Consider the following 16,776-nt stretch of genomic DNA (forward strand, 5'->3'; position numbering starts at 1 on the left):
CAGGAACGTGCACCGCGCCTCCCGTCCGGTTCCGGTGACGGCCTGGAGGCGCGACCCGGCCCGCCGGGGCCGGCCACGTCGCCGACGTGGCCGGCTGCGACCCCCGCGGTCGCGTCAGGATCCGCAGCGCGCGAGTCCGGCGGTGCTCTTCCCGGCGGCGATCGTCTGCAGGTCGGTGACGGCCTGGTCGAGCGTCGCGACCTTGTACACGTCCAGCCCGTCGGGGACGTGGCCGACGACCTCGCCGCAGTTGTCGGCCGGCGCGAGGAAGACCGTCGCTCCAGCCGCCTTCGCGCCGTACAGCTTCTGTCGGATGCCGCCGATCGGACCGACCTGCCCGTCGGCGGTGATCGTGCCGGTGCCCGCGACGTGCTTGCCGCCGTTGAGCTCGCCGGGTGTGATCTCGTCGATGATCCCGAGCGCGAACATCATGCCGGCGGACGGCCCACCGACGTCCTGCAGCGCGATCTCCACCTCGAACGGGAAGTCGTACCGCTCGGTCACGCCGACCCCGAGGAGCGCGGTGCCCTGCTCTTCGCGCGGGGTGACCCGCAGCTGCTCCGAGGTGCCGTCGCGGTCCACGGTGACCGTGGCCGGCGAGGACGTGCCGTGCTCGGCGACGGCCTTCCGCAGGCTGCCGGCGTCGACGTTCGTCGTGAGCTGCGTGCCGTCGAAGGCGGTGATCACGTCGCCCTTGCGGATGACGCCGTCCGCTGCCGAGCCCTCCTGCACGGAACCGACCTCGAGCTTCGTCGGGAGGTCGTACCCCTGGTGGACGAGGGCGGCGGCCACCGCGGACTGCTGGGACGACTGCATGTCCGCGGCGTCCTGTTCGTTCACCTGCTGGGTCGTGGTGCCCTCGGGGTAGATGGCGCTCGCGGGGATGACGGCCTCGGAGCGCGAGAACAGCGCCCGGATGACGCTCGTCCAGGACGGCCGGTTCGTGGCGTCGCCCTGGATGCCCACGGTGAGCATGTCGAGTGCACCCGCAGTGTCGTAGGTCTTCGTGCCCCTGATCTGGATGAGTTCGACGTCCTTCGCGTCCTTGCCCGTGCCCTGCCGCTGCGTACCGATGGTGTTGTAGACCGGCCCGGGGACCTCGATCAGGTACGGGCTCGGCAGGAAGCTCGCCAGGAGCCCGAGCACCACGGCACCGATCACGAAGGCCCAGCCGACCGTGCGGGAACGGGAGCGGCGACGGGGGGCCGGGGCGAAGAGGGTCACGGACGTCCTTCCAGGGGCGGTGCGCGCGTCCGGGGCGGTGGGCCGCCACCGGGGGCGGGACCGGCGCTCGAGCGCGGGGCTGTTCGCCCTCGGCGCAGCGCTCCGGGCGTCCCCACGGGGGCGTCCCAGGCGCGGTCCCGTGAGCAGCGATTAGCGTAGTCGGCATGCCTGATCAACCGCAGCCGGGGCCGGACGACGACTTCCAGGAGATGCTGCGCAAGCTGCTCTCCGGAGAGGGCCAGATCGACCCGTCGCAGCTCGCCGGCGCGGCCGGGCTCCCGAACGACCCCGCGTTCGTCGCGAACCTGATGAGCCAGCTGCAGCGCGCGGCGCAGTCGGGCGGTGACGGCATCGACTTCTCGGTCGCGGCCGAACGCGCGACCGCGATCGCCCGCGACGGTGGGCACGCCGTCGACCCGGCCACCGCGCACGCGACCGACCAGGCGTTCCAGGTGGCCGCGCTGTGGCTCGACGAGGCCACCACCGTGCCCGAACTCACGGCCACGCCGAGCACCTTCACGCGTGAGCAGTGGGCGAAGGCGACGACGCCGGTGTGGGCGCAGATCGCCGAACCGGTCGCACTGAGCATCTCGAACGCGCTGACCGAGGCGATCGAGCAGCGGGCGCCCGAGGAGCTCAAGGCGATGCTCGGCGACGTCTCGAAGGCGATGCGCGGCGTCGGCGGTGCACTGTTCGCGATCCAGCTCGGACAGGTCGTCGGGCAGTTGTCGAAGGAGGTCGTCTCCGGCGGCGACGTCGGTGTGCCGCTCCTCGACGAGCAGGTCGCCGCGCTGGTGCCGCAGAACGTCGCCGAGTTCGCGGAGGGCCTCGACGTCCCCGAGGACGAGGTCCGCATCTACCTGGCGGTCCGTGAGCTCGCCCACGCGCGGCTGTTCCGCTCCGCACGCTGGCTGCGGCTGCACATCATCTCGTCGATCACGGACTACGCGCGGGGCATCCACATCCCGTTCGACCGGGTCGAGGAGCTCGCGTCGGAGATCGACCCGACGAACCAGGAGCAGCTGCGGGACGCCCTCGCGTCCGGCGCGCTCATCCCGCCGCGGACCGCGGAACAGGAGGCCGCCCTCGGACGCCTCGAGACGATGCTCGCGCTCGTCGAGGGCTGGGTCGACACCGTGACCGCCGCCGCCACCGTGCGCCTGCCGAAGTCCGACGCCATCGCCGAGATGGTCCGCCGTCGCCGTGCCGCCGGCGGGCCCGCCGAGTCCGCGTTCGCGACACTGGTCGGGCTCGAGCTGCGCCCCCGTCGCCTCCGCGAGGCCGCGGCGCTGTGGCAGCGCGTGACCGACGAGCTCGGCGCCGAGGACCGCGACGCCCTCTGGGCACACTTCGACGCCGTCCCGACCTCGGAGGACGTCGACGACCCGGAGGCGTTCGTGCTCCGGCTCCGCAACCCCGGGCACTCGGCCGAGGACGACGCGTTCGACAAGGCACTCGCCGACCTGCTCGCCGACTCCACGGGCGACCGTCCGCACGAGGACGAGCAGGGCGGCGTCGAGGACCCGGACGGCCCCTCGACCCCCGGGGACCCCGACTCCTCCCGCTGAGTTCTCCACAGATCCGGACCCGCCGCCCCACCCGGGCGGCGGGTCCGGCAGCGTTGGGGGCATGGGCATCCGCATCGACCCCACGCTCGAGTTCGTCTGGCGCGATCCGTCCACCGTGCAGCTCGGGGTCGACCCGCCGCGTGCCGTCGTGCCCGTGCCGACCACGGCCGAGGAACGCTTCCTCTGCGCTCTGCGGCGCGAGACGAACCGCGACGCCCTGGCCGCCCTCGCGCGGACGACCGGGTGCCGTCCGGAAGTGGCTGCCCGGCTGCTCGGGACCGCGTCGCCCGCCGTCGTCGACGTCCTGCCCGAACCGCTCGCACGCGTCGAGGTGCACGGCGCCGGGGCCCTGGCCGACCACGTCGCCGACCTGCTGTCCGGCGAGGGCGTGACGGTCGCCCGCACCTCGGCACCACGGGGTGGACCGGTCCCGCTCCCCGACCCCGACCCGGCGATCGCGCTCGTGGTGGCCGACCACGTCGTCGACCCGGCCGTGCGGTCCGCGTGGACGCGTCGCGGGACGCCCCACCTCGCGCTCGTCGTCGGGGACGGCCGGATCCGGCTCGGACCGGTCGTGGTCCCGGGTGACGGACCGTGCCTCCAGTGCGTGGAGTACGCCCGCGTCGACGCCGACCCGGCGTGGCCGGCCGTCGCGGCGCAGGTGTGGGGGCGGCCTGCGGCGGCGCTCTCGCCCTGGCGGTCCGCGGCGGTTGCGGCCGCGGCGACCCGGGTGGTCGTGCGGCGGCTGCCCCACCGGACGCAGCGGCCGGACACCGACCAGGTCGTGTTCGACCGCGACGACCTCGCCGTCACCGTGGTGCCGGTGACGCCCCATCCGCGGTGTGCGTGTCGAGCGCTGCCAGGAACCGACTCGGGGCCCGGGCTCCCCCACGCGTGGAACCCTGTCGCGACCACGTGACCGTGACCGACCGCCGTGCACGGGTCAGCCCGACGTAGAACAGCCGGCGCTCCTCGTCGACCTCGGCGTCGGTCGTCGCGTGCGAGATCGGCAGCAGGCCCTCGGCGGCACCGACCACCACGACGTGCGGCCACTCGAGGCCCTTGGACGAGTGCAGCGTCGCGAGCGTCACCGCGTCGAGCTCGGGTTCGTGGTGGGTCGCCGCGCGGTCGACCAGGTCCTGGGTGAACTGCTGCATCGTCGTGCCCGCGGGGGCGGACTCGGCGAGCCCCATGATCGCCTGCAGCGCTTCCCACTGTGCGCGCACGGCTCCGATGCCCTCGGGCGGGGTCGGCGTCCAGCCGCTGAGCTGCAGCACGAGCCCGACGCGTCGGGTGAGCTCGTCGTCGGTCTGCCGGACGGCCTCGCCCCGCATGTGGTGCACGGCGAGCTTGACCTCGGGGCGCTCGAAGAACCGGGTGCCGCCCTGCACCCGGTACGGGATGCCCGCTCGGCCGAGGGCCGACTCGAGCGCGGCGGACTGGGCACCGACGCGGAACAGCACCGCGCAGTCGCCGTACGCCGCCCCGGCGCCGACGACCTCGGTGATCCGCCGGGCCACGGTCTGTGCCTCGTCGCCGTCGTGCACGCACGCCAGGACCTCGGGCTCCGGTCCGGGCTCGGTCGTCTGCGCCACCAGGTCGAGCGCACCGGGCTGGCCGCGCATGAGGGTGTTCGCGGCGTGCACGACCTCGCGGGTCGACCGGTAGTTGCGCTCGAGGCGCAGCACCGTGCCGCGGGGGAACTCGGCGCCGAAGCCGAGCAGGTACCGGCTCGACGCCCCGGCGAACGAGTAGATGGTCTGGCTCGCGTCGCCGACCACGCACAGGTCGTCCCGGCCGCCGAGCCACGCCCGGAGCAGGTCGTGCTGCACCGGGGAGACGTCCTGGTACTCGTCGACCACGAAGAAGCGGTACTGCTGCCGCACGTACGACGCGACCCGCGGCTCGGACTCGACCATGCCGAGCGTCGCGAGCAGGACGTCCTCGAAGTCGAGCTGCCGCCGGTCGTCCTTCAGCTGTTCGTAGGCCCGCATCAGGTCGACGACCCGACGGGGTGGGGTGTCCCGGGGCATCACACGGTCGACGGCGGCGGCCTCGTACTCCTCGTACGAGAGCATCTGCACCTTGCGCCACTCGACCTCACCCGCCAGGTCGCGGAGCACGGGGGTGTCCACGTGCAGACCGACGGCGTCGGCCGCGTGCGCGATCACCCGGCCCTTGGACTCGACGATGCGGGGTGCGTGGCCACCGACGGTGTCCGGCCAGAAGTAGCTGAGCTGCGACATCGCCGCGGCGTGGAAGGTCCGCGCCTGGACCGTCCCGGCGCCGAGCGCGCGCAGCCGGGACCGGAGTTCCCCCGCCGCCCGGGTCGTGAAGGTCAGCGCGAGGACGTGGTTCGGCGAGTACGTCCCGGTCGCGACGCCGTAGGCGATCCGGTGGGTGATCGCGCGGGTCTTGCCGGTCCCGGCCCCGGCGAGCACGGCGACCGGTCCGAGGAGCGTCCGCGCGACGGTCCGCTGTTCGGCGTCGAGCGCGTCGAGCAGCTCGTCCGGCGAGGGCGGCCGCGGAGCACCGGCGACCGCGGCGGTGCCGTCCCGTCCGTCGTTCACGGCAGGTCCAGCGGCCCGCCGTACCACTCCTCGATGACGGCGCGGGCGATCGACGTGCGGCCGGGCAGCAGCAGGGTGTCGCCGGCGCGCTCCCGGATCTCGTCGCGGGAGAACCAGCGGACGTCGAGGATCTCGACGCCGTCCGGTCGGGCGGTCGAGGGGTCGCCGTCCACCGCGCGGGCGCGGAACCCGACCATGAGCGACGCCGGGAACGGCCACGGCTGCGAGCCGAGGTACTCGGGCTCCTCCACGTGGACCCCGGACTCCTCCCAGACCTCGCGACGGACGGCGTCCTCGAGCGACTCCCCCGGCTCCACGAAGCCGGCGAGCAGCGAGTAGCGGTTCGCGTCCCACGCGGCGTTCGAGCCGAGCAGGATGCGGTCGTCGGCGTCCGTGACGCCCACGATGATCGCGGCGTCGGTCCGTGGGAAGTGCTCGTGGCCCTCGGGGTCGCGGCGCACCCACCCGCCGGTCACGACGGCGGTCGGCGAACCGGTGCGCGGGGAGAACCCGTGCACGGCGTGCCAGTTCGCCATCGCCACGGCCTCGACGGCGAGGCCCTGGTCGCGCGCCGAGAGCTCGGTCCCGAACATCCGGAGGCTGCTCCACGCGTCCTCGTCGGGCTCGATCGCGGTCGCCGTGGCCGCGTCGACGAGGGCCGCCACGAACCGGGTCCCCGCCGGGGCGTCGGGTGCGTCGGCCACGGCGCGGCCGAGGTACAGCGTCACGGTGCCCTCCGGGACGGCGTCCGCGTCGACGAAGCGCAGGGCACCGTCGGGGGCGCGCAGCAGCTCGGCGCCGTGGACGGGCAGCCAGCGCGTCGACGGGTCGGCGCGCAGGACCTGCTCGAGGTCCGGGGTGGAGCGGTACTCCGCGTCGCGGTCGAGTTCGTTGCGGGACAGCGGCAGCCGGGCGGCGAACTCGTCGGTCACGACAGGGGGCTCCTCGGGGTCTGGTCGGGTGTTCGGCGGGAGCCTGTGGACGGTCCTCGGGCTTGCACAGGCCAGCGTGGCGCACGCGCTCGCACCGACGGCGGACCTACCCTGAGGGGCATGGCGGGATCCCAGTTCACTCTAGCCGCGTTGGCGACGACGGCCGTGCCCGGCATGGTCGTCACGGGGACACGCACCCTCGGCTCGGCTGCGTCCGGCGACTACGAGTCCGCCGTCCTGCGCGAGGCGGACGGCACGCTCTCGGCGATCCGTCGCCCGCGCAACCAGCGCGCCGAGGCACGACAGTCGGCCGACCTCGTCGCGATCCGGGCGCTGAGCGCCGGCATCCGCACGCGCCTGCCGTTCGCCGTGGCCGAGTACCGCGGCCAGGCGCCGGTCGGGTCGACGCGGGCCATCGTCACCACATACCTGCCGGGAGCCCACCCGACGCTCCGCGACCTCGCCGAGCGGCCCGAGCTCGCGGCGTCGGTCGGCCGTGCCGTCGCCGCCGTGCACCAGCTTCCCACGAGCTTCGTCACCGACGCCGGGCTGCCCTCGCTCACCCCGTTCGAGGTCCTGCGCTCCGCCGTGTCCGTGATGGACCGGGCCGTCGCGACCAAGCTGGTCCCGGCCGCGCTCAAGGAGCGCTGGGAGGGCGCCGCCCGCGACCAGCAGCTCTGGCAGTTCACGCCGACGGTCGTGCACGGCGCCTTCGGTGCCGGGGTCGTCCTCGCCGACGGTGACGCCGTGAGCGGCGTCCTCGAGTGGGGAGAGCTGCGCCTCGGCGACCCGGCGAAGGACCTCGCGTGGGTCCTGGCCGGCCGCCGCGACACCTTCGACACGGTCCTCGCCGCGTACGAGGCCGGTGGTGGCGGACGCGACCGACAGCTCGCGCAGCGGGCCCGGGTGCACCACGAGCTCGAGACCGCGCAGTGGCTCCTCCACGGCGTGCAGGCGAAGAGCACCGAGGTCGTCGACGACGCGGTCGCCATGATGCACCGGCTCGTCGACGCCGTGCAGACGCCCAGTGCCGCACCGCTGCAGTCGGTGTCGCCCGAGACGATGGAGATCGGCGAGGTCGAGCAGCTGCTGTCGTCGACCGAGCGCAGGCACGGCTGAACCGCCGCTACGGCTGGACCGCGGCCACGGCTGGACCGCGGCCACGGCTGATCCGCCGTCACCGTGCCTGCGGCCCTGCGCCGGCGGCCGGCGGCGCGCCGCCCGTCCGACGCGACGGCCGGTAGCGCGACAGCGCAGCCCGGTCCCGACCACGTGACGGACGGGAGGCACGTGGCGGGGCCGCCCCGCGCCTCCCGTCCGGGTTCTGGTCCTGGACCGGGTCCGGGTCCTGCACCCGTGATCAGCCGAGCGACGCGCGCCACGCGCGCTCGAGCCCCCGCCGGTCGAGCAGCCCGGTGGGTCGGACCTCGAGGTCGTCCGCGACGAAGTAGAACACCGCGTCGACCTCGTCGATCGGTCGCCCGGTGAACTCCGCGTACGCCACCCGGTAGAGCGCGAGCTGCAGTTGCCGCGCCGCGAGGTCGTCGGCGTCCTTCGGGGCCTTCCCCGTCTTCCAGTCGACGACCTCGGCGCGGCCGTCCACCTCGTACACCGCGTCGAGCTTGCAGACGACGCTGTGTCCGAGGAACGGGATGTGGATCTCGCGCTCGACCTCGACCGGAACGAGGCCTGCCCAGCGGGACCGGGCGAAGGTGTCCTGGAACGCCGCCAGTCGGCGGGCGTCGTCGTCCGTGACCGGCGCTTCGGTCGACGCGTCCACGAGCTCGTCGGCGTCGAGGTCGCGCTCGCCGTCCCACAGGTCCAGCGTCTCGAGCGAGCCACCGCTCCGGGCACGCTGCTCGACCCACTGGTGGAACAGCGTGCCGAGTCGCGTCGCCCGGTACGGCCGCTCCGGCATCGGCCGCCGCAGCCGCTCGGCGACCGCGTCGGGCTGCGTCAGGTAGTCCTTGAAGCCCGACGCCGGCACGCGGTGCGGCACGGCCACGGTGTGCCGGGCCGACCGTTGCGCGCGACGTTCGGCGAGGAGCAGGTCGATGTCGGCCGCGAACCGCCCGGACGCTCCCGGGTTGGCGTTCCGCACCCGGTCGGCCGCCGCGGCGACCCGGGCCCCGCGCTGGCCGAACGGCACATGCGGCCAGTCCTGGGTGGCACCGTCGCCGCCGAGGGGGTTCTCCTCGTGCTCCGTGCCGTCCGGGACCGCTCCGGCGTCGATGACCCCGGCCTCGACCAGGTCGCGCAGGTACCGGCTGGGGGCGGTCGGACGGACCCCGCCCGCCCAGGACGACCCGGACACGAGCAGGTCGTGCCTGGCGCGCGTCAGGGCGACGTAGGTGAGTCGGCGTTCCTCGTCCTCGTTGCGGGCACCGACCTCCTCGCGGTAGGCATCGATCGCGTCGACGACCGCCTTCTGCGACTCCTGCCCGCGCCACTCGAGCCGCGGCAGCTCCTCGGCGTCGCCCCGGAACGCGTAGGGCAGGCGGCCGAAGCCCAACCAGCCCGACGAACCCTCCTGGGGCCGTGCGGGCAGGGAGCCCTCGACCAGTCGCGGGACGGCGACCGCGTCCCACTCGAGTCCCTTCGACCCGTGGATCGTCAGGATCTGGACCGTGCCGGACTCGGGTTCCTCGGACCGCGGGCCCATGTCGTCCCGTCGCGCGGCCGCGTCGATCCAGCCGAGGAACGCCCCGAGGTCGGCGCGGTCGTCCGTCGTGACGAACCCGGCGAGCTCGTCGACGAAGGCGTCGAGGAACGCCCCGCTCCCCTGCTCGTGCGCGGCGACCTCGACGTCGAGCCCGGTCTCCTGCACGACGAGGGTCACGAAGTCCACCAGGTCACCCGCGGCGCGGGACCGCAACGAGGCGAGCTCCTGCCCGAGGGCCCGCATCCGTGCCCGGCCGACCGGGCTGATGTCGGCGAGCGCACCGTGCTCGTCGGGGGCGGTGGCGACGAAGTCGAGCGCGTCGACGATCGACCCGTGCTCCCCCGCGGCGACCGACGCCCGGAAGGCGGCGGTGACGTCGTCGTCCAGTCGCTGGTGCGTGTGGTCGCGACCGAACAGCCAGCGGGCCAGTCCGTGGAGCGCCGCGATGTCGGCCGCACCCACGCGCCACCGCGCTCCCGCGAGCAGGCGGATGAGGTCGTTGCCGGCCGCGGGGTCGTGCAGGACGCGCAGGGTCGCGACGAGGTCGACGATCTCCGGCCGCTGCAGCAGCCCGCCGGTCCCGAGCACGTGGAACGGGACGCGGTGCTCCGCCAGCGCCGCGGTGAAGGACGACAGGTCCTTCCGCGATCGCAGCAACAGGGCCATCGAGCCCTCGGGGTCGGCAGCGCGCCGGTCGGCGAACCAGCGGGCGACCGCGTCGGCCTCCTCGGGCAGGGTCTCCGGGAACACCGCCCGGACGGTCCCCGCATCGGCACCTGGTCGGGGTGCGAGCCGCTCGACGGCGACCTCGGACGCTGCCGAGAGCGGATCGACGACGGCGTTCGCGGCGGCGAGGACGTCCACCGGGTTGCGCCAGCTGGTGGACAGCGCGAAGGTCACCGGGGCGGCTCCGTCACCCCCGAAGTCGCGGGGGAACCGGGCGAGGTTCGCGGCACTCGCACCGCGGAACCCGTAGATGGACTGGTGCGGGTCGCCGACCGCCATCACCGGGTGGTCGCGGAACAGCCGCGCGAGGAACCGGGTCTGCACGACCGAGGTGTCCTGGTACTCGTCGAGCAGCACGACGCGGAACCGACCGCGGAGCTCGTCCACCACGCGCGGCGCCGACTCCGCCGCGGCGAGCGCGAGGGCGATCTGGTCGGAGAACTCCACGAAGCCGCGGTCGACCTTCTGCCGTCGGAACTCCTCGACGAGGTCCACCAGGGGCTCGAGCGAGCCCACCGCGGCGACCGCGTCGGTGACGGCCTTGTACGGGTTGCCCCGGGCGTTCCCGGGCAGTTCGAGCAACCCGCGGAAGTCGACCGCGAACCGGCGCAGGTCCCCGGGGTCGACGAGGTGCTCGGAGACCGCGCCGGCCAGGGCGACGACGGCGGCGGTCACGGTGTCGACGTCACGGTCGAGCCCGGCGAGCCGGTCGTCCCGCGCGCCCACGACGACCCGACGCGCGAGCTGCCAGGCGGACGGCTCGGTGAGGACCTGGGACTCGCCGTCGCGGCCGACCAGCAGGGCGTTCTCGCGGAAGACCGCGTTCGCGAAGGCGTTGTAGGTCGAGACCGTCGGCGCCTCGAACGCGTCGCCGGCCTCGAGCAGGCCGACGTCCTCGAGCGCGCGGATCCGCTCGTTGATGCGGACCGACAGCTCGCCCGCCGCCTTGCGGGTGAAGGTCAGACCGAGGACCTCGGCGGGCCGGACGTGGCCGTTCGCGAGCAGCCAGACGACCCGGGACGCCATGGTCTCGGTCTTCCCGCTCCCCGCCCCGGCGACCACGAGCGCCGGTGCGAGCGGCGATTCGATCACGGCCCGCTGCTGGGCCGTCGGTCGTGGTCGGCCGAGGGCGTCCGCGACCGCGTCCGCCCCGATCGGCCCGGTCGTGCGCGCCGTCGCGGTCGGGTCCGCGCCCGTGGTCGTGGTCGTGTCCGTGCCGCCGCTCACCAGGTCACCTCCCCGACGACGTGGATGCGGCACTCGACGCCGGTCCGCGCCTTCGTGCAGTGGTCGTCCACCCGTGCGACGAAGGTCCGGCCGGCCATGCCGCGGGCGACGGTGTGCAGGCGCTCGCGGTAGGCCTCGCGGGTCTCCTCGTCGAAGGCGTGCTGGGTCCGCTCCGAGTACGCGTGCCCACCGCGCGGGTTCTGCACGAACACCAGGCGGGCGTCGGCCATCCGGGAGCCGGCCGGGACGCCCTCCACCGCGCCGTCCTCGACCGCGAGCTGGTACGCGCCGAGCTGCGGGTGGTCGGGCATGTCGTTCTTCTCGCTCGGCATCGAGCGTCCCGTCTTCAGGTCGACCACGCTGACTCGGCCGTCCGGGTCCACCTCGATCCGGTCGATGCTCCCCCGCATGCGCGCCGGACCCGTGACGAGCGCGAACGACGTCTCGGCGCCGAGGAGCCGGCGACCGGCACCCGCGAACGTGCGGAGGTAGTCGCTCAGGCCCTCGATCATCCGACGCGTGCGGGCACGCTCGCGGTCGGCCACCCACGCCGACTCGAACGTCAGCTCGTCCCACCGTGCCTCGACCCGCTGCCACAGCGACTCGACGTCCACCTCGGTCGCGTGCTCCATCGCCTCGTGCACGATCGTCCCGATGCCCATCGCGGGGCTCGGGGCACCGCCGCCGAAGGTCTGCGCGAACCAGTGCACCGGGCACTCTTCGAAGGTGCCGATGCGGGACGGCGACACCGACACCGCCGGTGCGACGGGCTCGCCCTCGTCGTGCAGGGGCGCGGGTGCGGCGTCGAGGTCGACGAGCGGGTCGTCGGTCGAGGGATCGAGCAGGCCGTACCACTCGTCCGGCGACGCCCCGGGGACGCCTTCGGCGGCCAGGCGCGCGAGCGCGGAGGCGGCCTCGTGGTCACCCGAGGTCACCACGCGCCGGCGGAGCGACCCGGCGAGACCGCGCAGCGAGAGCGGGTGCACCGTGGCGGCGCGGTCCGGGGGCACGGGGACGAGCCGGACGAACGGCGAGGGGGCCTCGTCGTCGTTCGCCACGGTGCCGATGACGACCTGGGTCGTCGCCCGTGACACCGACCGGGCGAACAGGCGCAGTTCGTCGGCCACCACCGCGGCCCGGTCGTCGGTCGTGCCGTGCTCGACCCCGGACGCGGCGCGGACCAGGCCGTCCGGGTCGAGCAGGCTGCCGCGCACGCGCGTGTTCGGCCAGACGCCGTCCTGCAGCCCGAGCACCACGACGACGTCGCACTCGAGCCCGATCGTCGCAGACGGGGTCAGCACTCGCACACGGCCCGCGGTCCGGTCCGGACCGATCGAGTCCTCGGGCAGGTCGGCGCCGAGCAGGTCGTCGACGAACACCCGCGCCGGGGCGTCCGGGGTCCGTTCCACGAACCGCTTCGCCGCGGTGAACAGCCCGACGACGGCGTCCAGGTGGCGGTCGGCCTCGCCCGCGCCGACGCCGCCCGCTGCGGACTGCGCACCCCAGGCGCTGGCGAGGCCGCTGCGCTCCCACAGCCCCCAGAGGATCTCCTCGATGCTCGCGTCGGCCGCGGCGTCGGCCCGGGCCTGCACCAGGCTGCGTGCGAGCCGCGTGGCGCGTCGTGCGAAGCCGGCGTCGACCGTGGCCAGGCGTTCGGGTGCCCCGAGCGCCTCGACGAGCAGCTCGTCCGAGGTCCGCGTGCCACCACCGGCGAGCTCCTCGCGGCGCAGGGCGAGCCGCAGCCGCCGCATCGCGAGCGTGTCGAGCCCGCCGAGGGGGCCGGTCGCGAACGCGGTCGCGAGTGCCGGGTCGAGCGGCAGGACGTCGAGCGCGACGGCCGCGGCGTCGAGCAGGGCGCGCGCCGCGGAGTCGTCGCGCGGTCGGACCGGCGCGGCCCCGGCGGTCGCGGGGACCTCGGCCACGGACAGCGCCCGCACGAGCTCGGGGATCGCCGCGCCGCTGCGGGTCACCACCGTCATCCGGTGCCAGGGGACGCCGTCCAGGAGGCGGTGCTCACGCAGGCGACGGGCGATCGCGGTGACGAGGGCGGAGCGGCTCGGTGCCTCGAGGTGCACGACCGCGTCGGACCGTGCGTCGGTCGTCGACGCCGTCGCGGTGCGCTGTCGGCCGGCCGCCGCCGCGCCGATCCGGCCGGTGACCGACTCGACGAGCGCGCGGACCGGCGCGGGGTGTCGGTGCACGGTGCCCAGCACGATCTCGTCGACCCGGTCGACACCGAGCCGGACCGCGAGTCGGCCGAGCACGTCCGGTTCCGCCCCGCGGAAGGCCGAGGAGGCGATGTCGGGGTCGCCGAACGCCACGACCTGCACCCCGGAACGGGCCAGCGCCCCGAGGAGCGCGACCTCGCCCTCGACGAGCTCCTGGGTGTCGTCGACGACGAGCAGTCGGAGCGCCGCCACGCTCGGGGGCACCTCGCCCCGGAGCACCGCGGCGGTGGCGTAGGCGACGAGTTCGGCGGCGTCGAGGCTCGTCGACCGGAACGCCGACAGGGTGGCGCGGTACTCGTCGACGAAGTCGCCGACCGCGCGCCACTCGGGGCGTCCGCGTTCGTCGGCGAGCTCGCGCATGTCCTCGGGCTCCACCCCCGCGGCCACCGCACGCATCATCACGTCGCGGAGGGCCGTGCGGAACCCCGCGCGTTCGCGGACCACGGCCGTGATCGGCGCCGGCCAGTCGGGCCCCGCCCCGTCGGCCTCGTGCCCGTCCAGCAGGTCGGCGATGATGCGGTCCTGCTCGCCGCCGGTGAGGAGCGTCGGCGGCTCGAGTCCCTGCACGAACGCGGCGTGCGCGACGACCTGGAACGCGAGCGAGTTGACCGTGCGGGCGAGCGCGCCGGGCACCACCCGTCCCACGGTGGCCGCGAGTCGGTCGCGCAGCGCGGTCGCGGCGGTCCGCGCCGAGGTCAGCGCCAGCACCGTCGCGTGTCCGTCGACCGAGATCGCGTCGGGGCGGCCGAGCCGGTCGGCGACGAGCCGGGCGAGCGTCGTGGTCTTGCCGGTGCCCGGCGCCCCGATGACCGCGGCGTGCCGTCCGTCCGGCAGTGCGAGCACGGCGTCCTGCGTGGGGTCCACCGTGAGTGCGCGCGCGACGCCCACGTCGTCCGTGGTGGGCGTCAGCAGGGTCCGGGGCACGCGGACACGGTACCGACCACGGCCGACAGGGGCGGACGGGCCGGCCGCGCACTCCCCCGTGCGCCTGGGGCGAACGGCCGGTGCCGCCCGGACCCGCTCGGATACGCTGTGCTCGTGGACATCAAGATCGGCATCATCAACAGCCCGCGCGAGATCGCGTTCGAGACCGCCCAGAGCGCCGAGGAGATCGAGCAGGCCGTGGCCCAGGCCCTCGAGTCGCAGTCGACCCACCTCGCCCTCAAGGACGACAAGGGCCGTCGCTTCATCGTCCCCGTCGCCGCCCTCGCCTACGTCGAGGTCGGAGCCGAGGAGTCGCGCCGCATCGGGTTCGTCGCCTGACGTGGAACTCCTGTTCGCCGTGCTCGGCGGCATCGTCCTCGGTGCCGTCGCGCACGTCGTCGTGCCGTGGCGCTCGACGCGCGGTGCGCTGCTCGGGCCGGTCGTCGGCGGCGTCGTCGCCGCGGTCGCCTGGGAGGCCCTGACCTGGGCCGGGTGGCGCTACGACGGCACCTGGATCTGGGTCGTCGCCCTCATCGGCGCCGGCGTGGTCGCCGTCGTGACGGAGTGGGTGCTCGGCACGCGCCGCGCCCGGGCGGACGAAGCGTTCTTCGAGCGCTCCCGCGCCTGATCTGCAGCCCCAGCGCGCCCTCCCGCGCCTGACGACGCGAGCACCCCGACCCAGCGCGCGCTCCCGCGCCTGACGACGCCGACACCCCGGGCGAGCGCCACGCACGTCCGGACCGGACGCCGAGCGCGTCCGACCCGCACGGCCGCGCCTCAGTCGGCCCACTCCCCGAGCGTGAACTGGTGCGTGTTCGCGACGCACAGCGCGACGCCCACCACCAGCACGACGAGCGCCACGCGCCGTCCGGTGGCGTGCCGCACCGACGCGGCGCCGAGCGCCACCCAGATCGGGAACAGCGGCAGCGTGTTCCGCGCGAGCGAGACGTAGGTGGAGCTCGTCATGAGCGACACCGCCGTGATCACGAGGAACACGGCCTCCGCCCACGACCGGTGGACGAGGAAGTACGCGATCGCGGCGAGCAGCAGCCCCGCGAAGACGATGTCCAGCAGGAACTGCGGCTGGGCGGACGGCATTTCGTGGTGCGCGACGGACTGCACCGTGTACGAGAACGTGTCCCACGGCGCTTGGATCCGCCGTCCCCACCCGGATCCCTGCGCCCGCGACCAGGTGTCCCACCGGCCGGTCGACGTCCACAGGTACAGCATGTAGCCGAGGAAGCCGGCCACACCCGTGGCGAGTCCCAGCGCCGGCCACGCGACGAGCCGACGCCCGGCCGCGCGACGCCGGACGACGTAGAGGACGACGATGGCAGCGAGCAGGAAGAGGCCGTTCGGTCGGATCGCGCCCGCGACCGCCGTCAGGACGCCTGCGAGCAGCCACCGGTCCCGCGTCGCGGCGTACCACGCTCCGATCGCGGCGGCTGCGAAGCACGACTCCGCGTACGACGCGTGCAGGAAGACGGCGTACGGCCCGAGCACGAAGAGCGCGGTCGCGACCTCGGCCGCACGGACCCCGGAGCTCGTGTCGACCAGGCGCCAGAGCAGCACGCTGGCGACCAGTCCCCCGATGCCCGCCACGACCGCGAGCGCCAGCGCGACCGGGTCCGGGCTCCACGGGCCGAGGAGCGTGGCCACCGCGCGCGCAGCGAGCGGGTACCCCGGGAAGAACGCCGTGTTCGTCGAGTCCGCGTCGTAGCCGTGCCGGGCGATCTCGGCCAGGTGCACCGAGTCCCACTGCGCGAGCAGGTCGACGAACGGTCGCCCGCCCAGGAACAAGCCCGTCGCCGCCCACTGCGACACCATCGCGACCGTCGTCACGAGCACGCGCGAGAACGCCCATGCGGACGCACCGCCGAGGACCGCACGACGCCAGGTCGCGGCACCGCGGACGAGGTCCTGCGATGCGCGGTGCGCTGCGGTCACGCCGTCAGGCCCAGCGCGTCCATCCGCCGGGTGTGCGCCGCGATGAGCTCGGTCCACACCGGCTCGAGCCGTTCCTGGTCCTCGCGGGCGTGCGACGCCAGTGCCGACCGCGCCACGAGCAGCGTGTCGCCCACGAGCCGTCGCCCCCACATCGCCAGCCGGGAGCCCACGCGCGGGTCCTGCTCGATGTGCGCCGCGAGCTCGTCGACGACGGCGCGCTCCTCGCGGCCGTCGAACACCGTGCGCAGCCGCTGCCGCACGTCGGTCGGCAGCGAGCGGAGCAGGCTGCTGAACAGGTCGTTGAGGATGCCCGCCGTGACGTAGCCGGTGAGCATCGACTCGTACCAGTCGGCACCGCTCGTGCGCAGCAGGAACCGGTCGATCGCCTCGCGGTGGGGTTCCATCAGCTCGGCAGGGTCACCCCCGCCGCGTTCGATCTCGGCGACGATGGTGCGGTGCCGGTCGAGGGCCGCGGTCGCGAGCACGCCCGTCACGAGGCGGCCGGACATGGTCGGGGCGGCGACGCCGGCGCGGCCCATCGTCTCGTACAGCGACAGCTGCAGGTACGCGGCCTGGCCCAGGTAGACGTCGAGCTCGGGGCTCACGTCGTCGAGCTGCAGACGCTCCACCGTCGAGGCGTTCCGCGGGTTCCGCGACGCCAGCCACGAGGCGGCGAGCTCCGCCGCGCGCTTCCGGTTCCACCACGACACCACGCCCCGAGCATACCGGCCGGGCAGCGGTGCCCCGCCCCGCCGGTAGACTGACCGC

The 16,776-nt window shown here is 74.6% G+C and carries 12 protein-coding genes; 5 read left to right on the plus strand and 7 right to left on the minus strand.

What is annotated here, in order from left to right; translation table 11 throughout:
• Positions 1-114: 114 nt before the first annotated feature.
• Positions 115-1,224: a S16 family serine protease gene (locus tag BEP24_RS01690; protein WP_065959624.1), complete on the minus strand. Its 1,110-nt coding sequence runs from the start codon at positions 1,222-1,224 to the stop codon at positions 115-117.
• Between the two features lie 164 nt (positions 1,225-1,388).
• On the opposite strand from BEP24_RS01690, the gene BEP24_RS01695 reads away from it, so the two are divergent.
• Both BEP24_RS01695 and BEP24_RS01700 read left to right on the plus strand, forming a co-directional pair.
• On the plus strand, positions 1,389-2,792 hold the full coding sequence (locus tag BEP24_RS01695) for a zinc-dependent metalloprotease (protein WP_065959625.1): 1,404 nt from the start codon (positions 1,389-1,391) through the stop codon (positions 2,790-2,792).
• A 61-nt stretch (positions 2,793-2,853) separates the two neighbouring features.
• A complete protein-coding gene (locus BEP24_RS01700; RefSeq protein WP_065959630.1) occupies positions 2,854-3,711 on the plus strand; it encodes a TOMM precursor leader peptide-binding protein in 858 nt (285 codons plus the stop codon).
• Here the strand turns inward: BEP24_RS01700 and BEP24_RS01705 are convergent.
• Both BEP24_RS01705 and nudC read right to left on the minus strand, forming a co-directional pair.
• On the minus strand, positions 3,602-5,362 hold the full coding sequence (locus tag BEP24_RS01705) for an ATP-dependent helicase (protein WP_065959632.1): 1,761 nt from the start codon (positions 5,360-5,362) through the stop codon (positions 3,602-3,604). The genes BEP24_RS01700 and BEP24_RS01705 overlap by 110 nt on opposite strands.
• Positions 5,359-6,294 (minus strand): NAD(+) diphosphatase, encoded by a 936-nt coding sequence (gene nudC, locus BEP24_RS01710; protein ID WP_065959634.1) that lies wholly within the window; start codon positions 6,292-6,294, stop codon positions 5,359-5,361. Before nudC ends, BEP24_RS01705 begins: the two co-directional genes overlap by 4 nt.
• A 120-nt stretch (positions 6,295-6,414) precedes the next feature.
• On the opposite strand from nudC, the gene BEP24_RS01715 reads away from it, so the two are divergent.
• The gene (locus BEP24_RS01715) at positions 6,415-7,413 is read left to right on the plus strand and encodes a phosphotransferase (protein WP_065959637.1); all 999 of its coding nucleotides are present in this window, start codon (positions 6,415-6,417) and stop codon (positions 7,411-7,413) included.
• A 241-nt stretch (positions 7,414-7,654) separates the two neighbouring features.
• Here the strand turns inward: BEP24_RS01715 and BEP24_RS01720 are convergent, their stop codons facing one another.
• Positions 7,655-10,909 (minus strand): ATP-dependent DNA helicase, encoded by a 3,255-nt coding sequence (locus BEP24_RS01720; RefSeq protein ID WP_083229984.1) that lies wholly within the window; start codon positions 10,907-10,909, stop codon positions 7,655-7,657.
• Positions 10,906-14,061, minus strand: coding sequence for a UrvD/REP family ATP-dependent DNA helicase (locus BEP24_RS01725; RefSeq protein ID WP_171898696.1), 3,156 nt, complete (start codon positions 14,059-14,061; stop codon positions 10,906-10,908). Before BEP24_RS01725 ends, BEP24_RS01720 begins: the two co-directional genes overlap by 4 nt.
• 114 nt (positions 14,062-14,175) lie before the next feature.
• Here BEP24_RS01725 and BEP24_RS01730 point away from each other — a divergent pair, with 114 nt between their 5' ends.
• Entirely contained in the window at positions 14,176-14,400 is a 225-nt protein-coding gene (locus tag BEP24_RS01730; RefSeq protein WP_065959759.1) for a DUF3107 domain-containing protein, read from the plus strand.
• 1 nt (position 14,401) lies between these two features.
• Positions 14,402-14,689 carry a hypothetical protein gene (locus BEP24_RS01735; protein ID WP_065959638.1) on the plus strand — a complete coding sequence of 96 codons (288 nt, stop codon included), beginning with the start codon at positions 14,402-14,404 and terminating at the stop codon, positions 14,687-14,689.
• Positions 14,690-14,838: 149 nt separating this feature from the next.
• Here the strand turns inward: BEP24_RS01735 and BEP24_RS01740 are convergent, their stop codons facing one another.
• Together BEP24_RS01740 and BEP24_RS01745 are read right to left on the minus strand one after the other, a co-directional pair.
• The gene (locus tag BEP24_RS01740) at positions 14,839-16,008 is read right to left on the minus strand and encodes a mannosyltransferase family protein (RefSeq protein WP_065959640.1); all 1,170 of its coding nucleotides are present in this window, start codon (positions 16,006-16,008) and stop codon (positions 14,839-14,841) included.
• Positions 16,005-16,721, minus strand: a complete 717-nt coding sequence (locus tag BEP24_RS01745; RefSeq protein ID WP_065959643.1) for a ferritin-like fold-containing protein — start codon at positions 16,719-16,721, stop codon at positions 16,005-16,007. Before BEP24_RS01745 ends, BEP24_RS01740 begins: the two co-directional genes overlap by 4 nt.
• Between the last annotated feature and the right edge of the window lie 55 nt (positions 16,722-16,776).

The sequence above is a fragment of the Curtobacterium sp. UCD-KPL2560 genome, from assembly GCF_001705035.1.
In the GTDB taxonomy this organism is placed as follows: domain Bacteria; phylum Actinomycetota; class Actinomycetes; order Actinomycetales; family Microbacteriaceae; genus Curtobacterium.

Coding starts and splice junctions, on each gene's coding strand:
- BEP24_RS01695 (WP_065959625.1), top strand. CDS start 1,389: ATGCCTGATCAACCGCAGCCGGGGCCGGACGACGACTTCCAGGAGATG.
- BEP24_RS01700 (WP_065959630.1), top strand. CDS start 2,854: ATGGGCATCCGCATCGACCCCACGCTCGAGTTCGTCTGGCGCGATCCG.
- BEP24_RS01715 (WP_065959637.1), top strand. CDS start 6,415: ATGGCGGGATCCCAGTTCACTCTAGCCGCGTTGGCGACGACGGCCGTG.